Below are 12,162 nucleotides of genomic sequence, written 5' to 3'. Positions count from 1 at the left end.
GGCGTCAGACGCGGTCGCGGACGTCCCAGAGCCAGACGTCGTCGACGCGCTGCGGCGGGCCCAGCAGCTGGGTCATCAGCTCACGGAGCACGCCCTCGCGGGGGTTCGCGCCGAGCACCACCACCGACGCCTTCCAGAAGCGCAGGTCGTCGAGGACCTGGCGGCGGTTCTCGTCGGTGAGCGGCGGCACCTTCCCCGCGTCCATGGTGGAGTAGATCAGCGTGCTCGTGGGCCGGTTCGGCGCGCCGAAGACCCCCTCGCCCACCTCGTTCGGGCCGATGAAGTAGCCGCCGGGGATGGGGAACTCCTGCCCGGTCAGCGCGCTCCAGCGCAGCGTGGGCAGGCCGTGCACGTTGCTGGGGATCGGCACCGGCACGAGGGTCCGGCCGTCCGGCACGTACGGCCGCCAGCCGCCGGCGGTGATGAAGTGCGGCGGCGGGTCGATCTGCTGGGCCGGCAGCGGGCGGGGGAGCAGCGGCAGCAGGGCGGCCACGATCGCGGCGTACCCGACGAGGCGCACCCAGCGGCGGCGCGGCGGGGCCGGATCGGACGAGCCGGTGCGCTGGGCGGGCACCGGCGGGCGGCCGCGCCCGGACAGCGCGTCCCAGGCCAGCGCGAGCAGCACGCCGACCGCGGCGGCCACCACCAGGCTCAGCCGGGTCGGCATCATCATCTCGACCAGCGGCAGGTCGTCCGGCACGTACGCCCAGGGGCCGTCGACAGTGGTCTCCACCCCGTCGAAGCGCACCTTCGGGCCGATCGCGGCGACCGAGAAGACCACCACCAGCACGGCCGCGATCCGGGCCGGCAGCGAGCGGCGCACCAGCAGCACCAGGGCCACCAGCGCGACCAGCACCAGCGGCCAGCCGAACCAGGTGTTCTGCTCGGTCAGCCCGATGGTCTTCTCCACCGCCTCGTCCCCGGCCACGGTGTCCCGGGCGAAGGTGACGAAGGCCATCAGGTCCTCGCCCCAGTTGTGGAAGACCCCGCCCTGCAGGCCGCGGTAGGACTGCGGCCCGTTGAACTGGAACCAGATCGGGTAGGCGGCCAGCAGCAGGGCCAGCGCGCCGCCCACGCCGATGGCGGCGAGGAAGGCGGCGGCCCGCTCGCGCGCCGCGCGCGGTCGCTGCACCACCCACGCCACCACGACGACCAGGCAGGCCAGCGCGGTGAGCAGCAGCATCTCCTCGTTGATGAAGATCTGGTACGCCACCAGCAGGCCCAGCGCGACGCCGTTGCGCCGCCACCGGCCCGGTTCGCCGAGCCGCAGCACCCGGGCCACGATCAGCGGGAGCAGGAAGTTGGAGACGAAGTTCGGCTGCCCGTTGGCGTGGTGCACGATGCCGGGGGCGAAGCCGAGGAAGGCGCCGCCGACGAAGGCCGCGCCGCGGGAGCGGACCAGGTGCCGGGACAGCACCCAGTAGGAGGTGGAGGCGGTCGCCGACAGGGCCGCGCCGAGATAGAGCGCGTACATCACCTGCGGGCCGAGCAGCAGGGTGAGCGGCGCCAGCGGCAGGGTGACCCCGAGCAGCGAGGTGTTCGCCATCATGTTCACCCCGTCCGGCGCGTTCTGCCGGGCGGTGAAGAGCGGGTTCTCCAGGTGACGCACCGAGTACGCGCCGTGCGCGAAGAGCCACTCGAACCAGCTGTGGTCGGTCGGCAGGTGCGAGGAGACCCGGTGTTGCACGTCGCCCCAATAGTTGAGGCAGACGAGAACGCCGAGCACCGCATAGGCTCCGATGGCCAGCACGTCGGCGCGGGCCGGCCGGCGTCGGGGCCGCCGCGGCGGGTCCGCCACGACGGGCTCGACCTCGACGGGCGAGGAGTTCAGCGAGGGGTCCACCACCGGCACAGCCACGACGGGCCATCGTACAGGCGGCACGTCTCGTACCGGTTTCGGCCGAGAACGCCGGAGCGCGGCGTGGGAAGGGGGTGGTCGTGACCGTCATCGATCTGGGTGAGCTGCGCGACGACGCCCCGCCGGAGCCGTCGACCCGGCGTCCGCGGTCGGTCGGCCGTCCGTTCCGGACCGTCGCGGTGCTGCTGGTGGCACTGGTCACGCTGGCCGCCGCGACACCGCTGCCGCGGGCCGCCGCGCGCACCCTGGCGGGCGGCCTCGCGGCCACCGCGTTCGTCTCCGGTGACCGGGTGTACGTGGTGCAGCCGCTCGACCCGCAGCGCGGCGGGGCCGACCGCCAGCTCGTCGCGTACCGGGTGGCCGGGCCACCCCGGACACTGTGGCGGACCCGGCTGCCGGCGGGCGTCGCCACCTCGGTGTGGGAGCAGGACGGCGCCGTGCTGCTGGTCGGGCGGACCGCCGGCGACTCCGGCTGGGAGACGGTGGGCTTCGACGCCCGCACCGGCCGGGTGAGCTGGCGCCAGCCCGGGGTGGCCTTCCCGGCCGGCGAGGCGCTGCTGATGCAGGTCCCCGAGGTGTCGGGCCGGCAGCCGATCCGCCGGGTGGCGGTGCGCGACGGCCGGACCCTGTGGTCGGCCCCGGGCACGCCGGACGACCTCGAACTCAGCTTCGGCCCGTCCGGCGTGGACCGGCTGGTCCACCTGCCGGCCGCCGGTGAGACCGCCGTCTACGACGCGGCCAGCGGCGCCAAGCTGGTCGCCCGCGACCTGCGCCCGGGCGACCTGCCCACCCGGGAGCGGACCCTGCTCGCCGCCGGGATGCTGCTGGCGATCCGGGACGCCGGCGGCACCGTCACCGCGTACGACCTGGACACCCTCCAGCGACGGTGGACGGCGGAGCTTCCGCTGGTCGGCTACGCGGAGCGGTGCGGCGGCCTGCTCTGCGCCACCAGGCAGACCGGCGGGATGTGGGCGCTCGACCCCGGCACCGGGGCGGTGCGGTGGACCGACGACCGGTGGACGGGGACGCTGGTGGCCGCCGGCGGCCGGCTCCTGGTCGTCGCGAGCACGGCCACCGGGAACACCCTGGCGGTGGTCGAGGAGGCCACCGGCCGCCTGGTCGCCGACCTGGGCAGGTGGGAGGTGATCCCACAGGACGAGTTCGACGGCCGGCTGTACGGTGTCCGGCGGACCGAGGACGGCCGCCTGCTCCTCGCCGAACTGGACCCGGTCACCGGCCGGGCCGAGGTCCGCGAGGTGGTGTCCGGCGTCATCAACGACTGCCGGTTGGGCGCGAAGCTGCTCGTCTGCCGCCGTCTGGACGGCGGGTTCGGGCTGTGGCGGCTGCCGTGAGTCCGGTCATCGAGCTGGGGGAGATGCGGCACGACGAGGACGCCGACGGCCCGGCTCCCGGGCCGCTGCGGCCCCCGGGCCGGGTGGCCCGGGTGGTGGCGGTCTGCTGCGTCGCGCTGCTGACCCTGGCCGGCGCCGCCCCGTGGGTGCGGCCGGCGCCGGGGATCCGGGTGCCCGCCCCGCAGGGCGCCGCCTTCCTGGTCGTGGGGGACCGGCTGGTGGTGGCCGACGGGCCGGGCCTGGTCGGCCGGGGCGGCCGGGTGGTGACCGGGCACCGGCTGCCCGGCGGGGAGCGGCTGTGGCGGTTCACCCTGCCGGCCGGCGACCATGTGCTCCGCGTGAGCGCCCTGGCCGGCGGGCTGTTGGTGACGAGCAGCCCGGCCGGGGCCGGCGACACCGTCTCGACCCTGCTCGACCCGGACACGGGCGCGGTGCGCTGGCGGCAGTCGGGCTATCCGGTGTCGACCGGCTCCGGCGGGGTGCTGTTCGAGACACCGCGCGCCGCCGGTACGGGCACGGTGCTGGCCGTGGACCCGGTCTCGGGTGCGGTGCGCTGGTCGCTGCCGCTGCCCGCGAACGGGGTCGCGTACCGGACGGGGGAACGGGGCGTCACCCAGATCGTGCTGATCACCGCCGACGGCCGCGTGGCGGTGCACGACGCGGATTCCGGCGCGCTGGTGCACGCCGGCCGGGTGCCGCCGGCCGTGGACGGAGTGTCCTACCGGTTCGCCCAGGTGGTGGGCGGCCTGCTGCTGGTCGACGGCGCGCCGGGCACGGTCACCGCGTACGGGCTGGACCGGCTGGACCGGCGCTGGACCACGCCGGTGGAGTCGCGGGCCGGGGTCTGGTTCGTCGAGTGCGCCGGGATGGTCTGCATCCGCGACCAGAACGGCGGGGTGCGCGCCCTCGACCCGGCGAACGGGGGTCCGAGCTGGGTGGACGACCACTGGGTCGGCATGGCGCCGGTCGGCGGCCGGCTGCTCGGCGCCGAGCCCGGCCTCGGGCTGGAGCTGGAGCTGTCGGTGCTCGACCCGGCCACCGGGCGCGCGCTCGCCCGGCTCGGCCGCTGGCGCACCACGGGCATCGTGAACGACCCGGCCCGGCTGCTCGGGCTGCGCCGCATGCCCGGCGACCGGACGCTGGTCGGCGCGCTGGACGTCGCGGCCGGGGAGGTCCGGGTCCGGGCCGTGCTGCCCGGCTCCTGGGACGAGTGCGCCGACTCGGGCAGCGCGCTGGTCTGCCTGCGCCCGGCGGGCGGGCTGATGATCTGGCCGGTGGGCCGGTGAGTCACCAGTTGGCCTGCGCGGGCGCCGGCGGCAGCGGCACCGACTCCGGCCGCACCACGTAGACGACCCCGCCGCTGCCGGCCTGCCAGGCCGCCTCGAACGCCGCCCGGGGCACGGTCCGGCGCACCCCGTCGTCGTCCGGGGCGTACGGGTCGTTGAGCACCGGGTCGCCGTCGGCCGTGAAGCCGACCAGCACGATGAGGTGCCCCCGGGTGTCGTAGTCCAGCCCGGGGACCTGCCCCCGGGTGAAGGCCGCCGAGACGATCAGCGGGATGCCGGCGGCCACGAACCTTTCCGCCTCGGCGAGCGAGCGCAACCGGGTGACGAAGGCGTCCACCCCGTGCAGCCCCGCGTACGCGGTGTTGAACGCCCAGTTCCCGGCCCCCGCGTACGCGTGGTCGTAGCAGTGCCGCGCGGCGTGCACGACCACCGGCCGGGGGCCGGGCGGGGCGACCCAGGCGTAGCGGTCGGGGGTGGGGCCGGCGCCCCAGAAGTCGAGCACCATCGACACGCAGGTGGGGCTGCACCAGGAGTCCCCGCCGCCGCCCCAGCGGGTCTCCCCGCCGGCGTGCAGCCGCTGCGCGTAGCGGGGCACGTCCAGCACCCGGCCCCGGGCGTGGCCGGCGGTCCGGTCGGCCGGGGCGAGGGCGGTCGGTCCGCCGTCCGCGGCCCCGGGTGCGCCCGCGCGGGTGGCCGGCGAGCCGGGGGTGTCGCCGGCCGAGGCGACCACGCCGACCGTGCGCAGCACCGGGCCGGCCGGCGCGTCGGAGCGCCGGAGCAGGGTGACCCGGACCTGCCAGCCGGTGACCGTCGCGCCGGTCACGCGCAGGGTGTCGGCCGCGACCCGGGCCACGCCGTCGGCCTGGCCGGGCACCGAGGAGCGGTGGATGGTGGTCTCGTCGGCGGCCCACCGGCCGAGGTCGTACCAGCCGGTGGTGGCGTCCCCGTCGGCCCAGCCGCGCAACTCCACCCGCAGCCAGCAGCCGGGCGGGGCGTCGGCGGTCCAGGAGGGGACCAGCTCGGCGGCGGCGAAGCCGACCGGCACCACGGGGGAGGTCCAGGTCGCCGCGTCGTAGGCGGCGGTGCCGCCGGAGTGCGGGTCGGTGTGGTCCACCCGGTCGGCCGGCGTGGCGAGCACCAGCCCGTCCGGGCCGCCGGTCACCCCGCCGGCGGTGCCGAGGTCCAGGTCCGCCGGGAAGCGGAAGCGGCGGTACGTCACGTCCCGGCCGGGGTCGACTGCGGTCATGCGGGCTCCCGTCGGCTCGGGCCCGGGCCGGTGGCCGGGCGGCTTGTCGCTCCCTGCCGGCGAGCATCGCGTACCTGAAGGTTTTTTGCAACGACGGCGCGCGCGGGACGCTTGGTGGGCCGCACTAGGTTGTGGGAGGTCACGAGGCGGGAGGCCGGGATGCGGGTACTGGTGGTCGAGGACGAACGTAACCTCGCCGACGCGATCGCGCGCGGGCTGCGCAAGCGCGGGATGGCCGTGGACGTCGCCTACGACGGCGACGCCGGGCACGAGGCCGCCTTCGTCACCCGCTACGACGTGGTGATCCTGGACCGGGACCTGCCCGGCGTGCACGGTGACCGGATCTGCGCCGACCTGGCCGCCTCCGGCGCGCTGACCCGGGTGCTCATGCTGACGGCGAGCGGCACGGTGGCCGACCGGGTGGAGGGGTTGCAGCTCGGCGCCGACGACTACCTGCCCAAGCCGTTCGCCTTCGACGAGCTGGTCGCCCGGGTGCAGGCGCTGGGGCGGCGGGCCACGCCGGCCGCCCCGCCGGTGCTGGAGGTGGCCGACCTGGTGCTCGACCCGGCCCGCCGGGTGGTCACCCGCGCCGGCGAGCCGGTCGACCTCACCAACAAGGAGTTCGGCGTGCTGGCCGAGCTGCTCAAGGCGCGCGGCGCGGTGGTCTCCAGCGAGGAGCTGCTGGAGCGGGTCTGGGACGCGAACACCGACCCGTTCACCACGATCGTCCGGGTCACCGTGATGACGCTGCGCAAGAAGCTCGGCGACCCCGCGCTGATCGAGACGGTGGTCGGCGCGGGCTACCGGATCGGCGAGGTCCCATTGTGAGCGCGAGGAGTGAGCCGGTTCTGCGAGCCCCGCAGTCGCGAACGAAGGTGGCACAGTGACCGGCCGGTCCCGGCTGCGGCCCACCCTGCGGCTGCGGCTCACCCTGCTCAACGGGGTGCTGCTGGTCGGGGCCGGGGCGGTCCCGGTGCTGCTGGCCTGGCTGCTGGTCCGGGACGCGCTGCGCCCCGCCGACGAGCGGGAGCTGCTGGTCAAGGGCCTGGTGGCGCTGGTGGCGATCAGCCTGGCCGGGGTCGCCGGGGCGTACGCGGTGGCGGGCCGGGCGCTGCGCCCGCTGCACCAGGTCACCGCCACCGCCCGCCGGCTCGGCGAGACCACGCTGGACGAGCGGATCGGCTGGTCCGGCGCGGACGACGAGGTCGCCGAGCTGGCCGAGACCTTCGACGCCATGCTGGACCGGATCTCCGCCGCGTTCGAGGCGCAGCGGCGGTTCGTGGCCAACGCCTCGCACGAGCTGCGGACGCCGCTCGCCGTGATGCGTACCGAGATCGACGTGACGCTCAGCGACGACGAGGCGGACCTGGCCGAGTACCGCCGGATGGCCAGCGTGGTCCGGGACGCCTCGGAACGCGCCAACGGCCTGGTCGACGCGCTGCTGGTGCTGGCCCGGAGCGAGGCGCAGACCGGCGGCCGGCTGGCCCGGCGCACCGAGTTCGACCTCGCCGTGGGCACCGCCAACGCGCTCTCCGCGATGGCCCGCGAGGTGGAGCGGATCGGCCTGAAGGTGCACACCTCGCTGCGCTCCGCCCCGGTCGTCGGCGACCCGGGCCTGCTCGACCGGCTCGCCGGGAACCTGGTGGAGAACGCGGTCCGCTACAACCACCTGCACGGCCGGCTCTGGGTGCGGACCGGCACCGACGGGCAGCGGTCCTGGCTGGTGGTCGGCAACACCGGGTTCGAGGTCGCCCCCGCCGACGTGCCGGGCCTGTTCGAACCGTTCCGGCGCGGCGGGCAGGAACGCACCGGCGCCCGCGGCTCCGGCCTCGGACTGTCCATCGTGCGCGCCGTCTGCGACGCGCACGGCGGCACCGTGAAGGCGGTCGCCCAGCCGGGCGGCGGCCTGGAGGTGACCGTCACCCTGCCGTCGGCGGACGCCCCCGCGGCCACCTGAGGGGCCCATCGGCGCTCACCTGTTCGTGCGGCCGGCCCGGCTCTCCCGTCCGGCCGCACCGGGTGGTCGGGCGGGAGCGGCGCGGTGGTCGGGCAGAAAGCGTGGCGGGTGCTGGACGGCGCGTGACCGGTGGCCCAGGGTGAGTGCTGCCACACGCCTGTCCACATCAGCCTCCGGAGCTGCCCGTGACCCACCCCTCGGCCCGCACCCGCCGTGTCCTCGCGGCGCTCGCCGCCGTCGCGCTCACCGCCGCCGGACTGGCCCCGGCCGGCCCCGCCGCCGCCGCGCCCGACCACACCACGCTGGTCAGAGCCACGCCCTCCACCGCCTCACCGGACATCATGGACGGCACGGTCACCGCGATCCACGACGCCGGCACGAAGATCATCGTGGCCGGCTCGTTCACCCGCGTGCAGAACCGCGGGTCCGACGTCGACATCACCCGCAACTACCTGCTCGCCTTCGACAAGGCCACCGGGACGGTGGACACCGCCTTCGCGCCGACCGTCGACAACGAGGTGTACGCGGTGGTGGCCGGCCCCACCGCCGGGACCGTCTTCGTCGCCGGCAGGTTCAACACCGTCAACGGGGTCACCCGGCGCAAGGTGGCCCTGCTCAACGTCGCCACCGGGGCGGTGGTGACCAGCTTCGCCGGCCCGGCGTTCAACGGGCTGGTCAACGACGTCGCCCTGGTCGGCGGGCGGCTGCTCGTCGGCGGCATCTTCACCACGGCCGGCAACCCCAACCCGCGCGGCGGCCTCGCCTCGCTGAACGCGAGCACCGGCGCGGTGGACGGCTACCTCACCACCACGCTCACCGAGCACCACAACTACGACGGGGTCAGCGGCGCGAACGCCGGCGTCGGGGCCGAGAAGCTGGCCGTCTCCCCGGACGGCACGAAGCTCGTCGTGATCGGCAACTTCAAGAAGGCCGACGGGGTGCTGCACGACCAGATCGTCAAGCTCGACCTGGGCGCGACCACGGCCACCGTGGCCGACTGGAACACCAGCCGGTACACCCCGCGCTGCGCGTGGTGGGCGTTCGACTCGTACATGCGGGACCTCGCGTTCGCCCCGGACGGCAGCTACTTCGTGGTGGTGACCACCGGCGCGCCGAACGGCGGCACGCTCTGCGACGCGGCCGCCCGCTGGGAGGCCGACGCCACCGGCGCGGACCTCCAGCCCACCTGGGTCGACTACACCGGCGGCGACACCTACCTCTCGGTCGGCATCAGCGAGCAGGCGGTCTACGTCGGCGGCCACTTCCGCTGGCTGAACAACAGCTTCGGCGGCGACTCGGCCCAGGCCGGCGCGGTCGGCCGGGCCAGCATCGCGGCCCTCGACCCGCGCACCGGGCTGCCGCTGTCCTGGAACCCGGGCCGGCACCCGCGCGGCATCGGCGCCTCGGAGCTGCTGGTGACCCCGGCCGGCCTCTGGGTCGGCTCGGACACCTCGTGGATCGGCAACTTCCAGTACCGGCGGGAGCGGATCGCGTTCTTCCCGCTCACCGGCGGCGCGGCGCCCCACCCGACCACCACGGCCACCCTCCCGGGTCACGTCTACCAGGCCGGCGTCCCGGCGCCGACGAACGTCCTGTACCGGGTCAACGCCGGCGGCCCGCTGGTCGCCTCGACGGACAGCGGGCCGGACTGGGCGGCCGACGACGGCGGCAACCCCAGCCCGTACCACAACGCCGGCAGCAGCACGGCCGGCTTCGCGCCGGTCGGCGGCGTGGACGCCACCGTGCCGGCCGGCACCCCGGCGGCGCTCTACGGCGACGAGCGCTGGGACCCCTCGGGCGACCCGGAGATGAGCTGGCAGTTCCCGGTGCCCGCGGGCACCGAGGTCCAGGTCCGGCTCTACCTGGCCAACCGGTACGACGGCACCGCCGCCGCCGGCTCCCGGGTCTTCGACGTGGCCCTGGAGGGGACGACCGTCCTGGACGACCTCGACCTCTCCGCCAGCGTCGGGCACAACGTGGGCACCATGCGGTCGTTCACCGTGGTCAGTGACGGCTCGATCGACCTCGACTTCCGGCACGTGGTGGAGAACCCGCTGGTCGACGGCATCGAGATCGTCAAGACCGGCGCCCCGCCCGCCGGCACGGGCAACGAGGTGCAGGTCCGGTCGTACGACGGGGGCACCACGGTCGGCGCGGCCAGCCCGGTGGCCGTCCCGGACGGCACCGCGTGGTCCACCGCGCGCGGCGCGTTCTGGGTCGGCGGCACGCTCTTCTACGGGATGAACGGGTCGCTGTGGCGGCGCACGTTCAACGGGTCCACCTTCGGCGCCGCGTCGGCGGTCGACCCCTACCACGACGCCTACTGGGACGCGGTGGAGACCGACTCGGGCCCGGCCGGCCAGACGTACGCCGGCGTGACCAGCAACTTCTATCCCGAGATCCCCAACGTCACCGGCATGTTCCACAGCGGCGGCCGGCTCTACTACACCCTCGCCGGGCAGGGCGGCCTGTTCTGGCGCTGGTTCACGCCGGACAGCGGCGTGGTGGGCGCGGAGAAGTTCACCGTCGCCGGGGCGGGCGGGTTCGCCGACGCCGGCTCGGTGTTCCTGGCCGGCGGCACCCTCTACAAGGTCAACCGGAGCACCGGCGAGATGTCGGCCACCGACTGGGCGGGCGGTGCGCCCGCCGCGGCGTTCACCGTGCGCAGCGGCCCGGCGGTGGACGGCGTCGACTGGCGGGCGAAGGCGGTCTTCGTCGGCCCGTGACCCGGTGAGCCCTCCCGTCCGGCCCGGTCCCGCCTCGCGGGGCCGGGCCGGCGGCCTTGTCCCCGCCGCCGGTTGGTGACATGATCGACTCCGTCAGCCCGACGTGTGGAAGGGGGTGTGGTCGATGTCCACCGTGAACCGTCCCGCGCCCCGCAGTCCCCGCTGACCCTCATCACTCCGGCGGGGCGCACTCCGATCCAGGAGGAAGCACCGTGAGTGCACAGATCCACTGCGTCACCGTCGAGACCGACGACCCCTACGCCCTGGCCAGCTGGTGGGCCCGGGTGCTCGACCGGAAGCTGCACGACGACGACCACCCGGGCGACCCCGAGGCGGTCCTCGTCGCGCCCGACGGCCACGGCCCCGACCTGCTCTTCGTCTCGGTGGGGGAGCGGCACGGCAAGGGCGCGTTCCACCTCGACGTGCACGCGGCCGAGGGGACCCGCGACGAGGAGGTGGCGCGGCTGCGCGACCTCGGCGCCACCCTGGTCGCCGACCGCCGCCGGCCGGACGGCACCGGCTGGGTGGTGCTCGCCGACCCCGAGGGCAACGAGTTCTGCGTCTGCCGGAGTCCGGCGGAGCGGGCCGCCTCGGCCTGACCGGTGAAAACGGGACGGGCCCCCGCCGCAGGGCGGGGGCCCGGTCCACCGGGTCAGCGGGAGGTCAGTCCTGCTTCTCGATCTCGCCGCGCATGGTGACGAACTCCGACTGGATCTCGGCCGCGGACTTGAAGTAGACCACCACCATGCCCAGGCTGCCCTTGTCGGCCCAGATGCAGACCGCCACCGGGACCTCCTCGGCCTTGCCGTCGCCGCACTTGGCGTCGCCGCCCAGCGCGCCGGCGTCGACCGTCTTGAACTCCTTGGCGCCCAGCTCGGGAGTGATCGCCGTGATGGCGTCCGCCATCTCCTTCTTCGGGTCGGCGATGACACCGGACGCGCCGGCGATCATGACCAGGTCCTTCTTCGCCGGATCGCCGTAGAACGCGCCGACCGTGCTGGTGGCGTTCGGGACGTCCTTGGCGATCTCCGACTTCATCTGCGTGGCGGCCGCCTGGAGCTGCGGCTCGGTGACCTTCGCCCGGCCGGCCAGCGTGGGGGGCTCGACCAGGCGGGTCTTGGTGGCGGTGACCACCTCGCCGACCTCGTCCTTGGCGGCGAACCAGATGGCGGCGCCACCCCCGACGCAGAGCACCAGCACGACGGCCAGGACGATCAGCAGGATCTTGCCGGCGCTCGACTTCTTCTTCGGCGGCAGCGGGGCCGGGGCGCCGTAGCCGGGCTGGCCGGTCTCCACGTAGCCGCCGTACTGCTGGCCGGGCTGACCCGCGTCGGGGTAGCCGCCGTACTGCTGGCCCGGCTGGCCGGTCTGGGGGTGGCCGCCGTACTGCTGGCCGTGCTGGCCGCTGTCCGGGTAGCCGCCGCCGTACTGGGGCTGCTGCTGGGGAGCCGGCGGGTAGCCACCGCCGTACTGGGGCTGCTGCGGCGGCTGGTAGCCACCCGGCTGCTGGTGGGGCGGGGGGTAGGAACCGGGGTAGGGACTGGACGGCGGCTGCGACATGAGGTCAGCTCCTGTAAGAAATCCGGACGTGTGATCGTAGCGAGCCGCACCGACACGGCACCGTCCGGCCGCCGCCCACGTGACGAAACCGGAACCGGGCCGTGACCGGTGGCGGCCGGCCGGAGTCCGGGCGGTGACCGCAGGGTGTCCGGCCGGTGACGGCCCGGTGGACGGCCG

9 protein-coding genes are annotated in these 12,162 nt (G+C 75.3%); 6 read left to right on the top strand and 3 right to left on the bottom strand.

The annotated features are described in order from the left end of the window. Nucleotides 1-4: 4 nt before the first annotated feature. Nucleotides 5-1,843: a hypothetical protein gene (locus ACW0Q9_RS01260; RefSeq protein ID WP_456177889.1), complete on the bottom strand. Its 1,839-nt coding sequence runs from the start codon at nucleotides 1,841-1,843 to the stop codon at nucleotides 5-7. A 95-nt stretch (nucleotides 1,844-1,938) separates the two neighbouring features. On the opposite strand from ACW0Q9_RS01260, the gene ACW0Q9_RS01255 reads away from it, so the two are divergent. Together ACW0Q9_RS01255 and ACW0Q9_RS01250 are read left to right on the top strand one after the other, a co-directional pair. Next, nucleotides 1,939-3,210, top strand: coding sequence for an outer membrane protein assembly factor BamB family protein (locus ACW0Q9_RS01255; RefSeq protein ID WP_456177814.1), 1,272 nt, complete (start codon nucleotides 1,939-1,941; stop codon nucleotides 3,208-3,210). Beyond that, nucleotides 3,207-4,496, top strand: coding sequence for an outer membrane protein assembly factor BamB family protein (locus tag ACW0Q9_RS01250; protein ID WP_456177813.1), 1,290 nt, complete (start codon nucleotides 3,207-3,209; stop codon nucleotides 4,494-4,496). The genes ACW0Q9_RS01255 and ACW0Q9_RS01250 overlap by 4 nt, the downstream gene beginning before the upstream one ends. 1 nt (nucleotide 4,497) lies before the next feature. On the opposite strand, the gene ACW0Q9_RS01245 is transcribed toward ACW0Q9_RS01250, so the two are convergent. After that, nucleotides 4,498-5,742 (bottom strand): peptidase C39 family protein, encoded by a 1,245-nt coding sequence (locus tag ACW0Q9_RS01245; RefSeq protein ID WP_456177812.1) that lies wholly within the window; start codon nucleotides 5,740-5,742, stop codon nucleotides 4,498-4,500. A 159-nt stretch (nucleotides 5,743-5,901) separates the two neighbouring features. Here ACW0Q9_RS01245 and ACW0Q9_RS01240 point away from each other — a divergent pair, with 159 nt between their 5' ends. The 4 genes from ACW0Q9_RS01240 (at nucleotide 5,902) to ACW0Q9_RS01225 (ending at nucleotide 11,024) form a co-directional block, all read left to right on the top strand. Next, entirely contained in the window at nucleotides 5,902-6,570 is a 669-nt protein-coding gene (locus tag ACW0Q9_RS01240; protein WP_456177810.1) for a response regulator transcription factor, read from the top strand. 55 nt (nucleotides 6,571-6,625) lie between these two features. Beyond that, the gene (locus ACW0Q9_RS01235; protein ID WP_456177808.1) at nucleotides 6,626-7,699 is read left to right on the top strand and encodes a sensor histidine kinase; all 1,074 of its coding nucleotides are present in this window, start codon (nucleotides 6,626-6,628) and stop codon (nucleotides 7,697-7,699) included. A 185-nt stretch (nucleotides 7,700-7,884) separates the two neighbouring features. Next, complete coding sequence (locus tag ACW0Q9_RS01230; protein ID WP_456177806.1) at nucleotides 7,885-10,425, top strand: malectin domain-containing carbohydrate-binding protein; 2,541 nt, start codon at nucleotides 7,885-7,887, stop codon at nucleotides 10,423-10,425. Between the two features lie 212 nt (nucleotides 10,426-10,637). After that, nucleotides 10,638-11,024 carry a VOC family protein gene (locus tag ACW0Q9_RS01225; RefSeq protein WP_355637158.1) on the top strand — a complete coding sequence of 129 codons (387 nt, stop codon included), beginning with the start codon at nucleotides 10,638-10,640 and terminating at the stop codon, nucleotides 11,022-11,024. Between the two features lie 64 nt (nucleotides 11,025-11,088). Here the strand turns inward: ACW0Q9_RS01225 and ACW0Q9_RS01220 are convergent, their stop codons facing one another. Further along, on the bottom strand, nucleotides 11,089-11,985 hold the full coding sequence (locus tag ACW0Q9_RS01220) for a hypothetical protein (protein ID WP_456177804.1): 897 nt from the start codon (nucleotides 11,983-11,985) through the stop codon (nucleotides 11,089-11,091). Between the last annotated feature and the right edge of the window lie 177 nt (nucleotides 11,986-12,162).

The sequence above is a fragment of the Micromonospora sp. I033 genome (assembly GCF_053890995.1).
Note: the sequence above shows the minus strand (reverse complement) of the source record. Positions and strands in the feature narration are given on the sequence as shown.